At 43.8% G+C, this 548-nt stretch carries 1 protein-coding gene; it reads left to right on the top strand.

What is annotated here, in order from left to right:
* On the top strand, nt 1–548 hold a 548-nt coding region (locus EXT47_RS23640; protein ID WP_130127748.1), incomplete at both ends, for a transposase.

Raw genomic sequence — 548 nt, 5'->3', positions numbered from 1 at the left:
AAAACTGATGCAAATGATGTCCTCGCTATTGCCAGTGCAAGCCAAGCATATAACGTGAAGCCCTGTAAAATCATGACGGTTGAAGAGCAAACGTTGCAGTCATTGAGCCAAGCGAGAACCTTAGTAGATAAACAAAAGACCCAGCTTTCAAATCAAATACGTTGCTTGCTATTAGAGTTTGGTGTTGTCATTAATCAAGGCGATGCAGCGTTAACACAAGCGGTTCCAGATATTTTAGAAGATGCTGAAAATGCGCTACCTATCGCATTAAAACAAGCACTCGCGGTGAGTTACGAGCTATATAAAACACAATGTGCCGCTAAAGCACAACTACATAAACAAGTTGAAGCGATAACCAAGCAAAATGACAGTTGCCAGCGTTTAATGGCATTAGAAGGCGTTGGCCCAATTACCGCGATAGAACTGCTATCCTTTTTAGGCAATACTTCACAATTTAGTGATGCCAGAGGAGCGGCGGCATGTGCAGGTGTTACACCGACCCAGCACTCATCAGGCGGAAAAGCCAAGATAGGTCATATCCCCAAAAG

Source organism: Pseudoalteromonas sp. CO342X, from assembly GCF_004208915.1.
Classification (GTDB): domain Bacteria; phylum Pseudomonadota; class Gammaproteobacteria; order Enterobacterales; family Alteromonadaceae; genus Pseudoalteromonas; species Pseudoalteromonas maricaloris.
The sequence above is the reverse complement of the archived record's forward strand: the minus strand, read 5'-3'. Positions and strand labels throughout refer to the sequence as shown.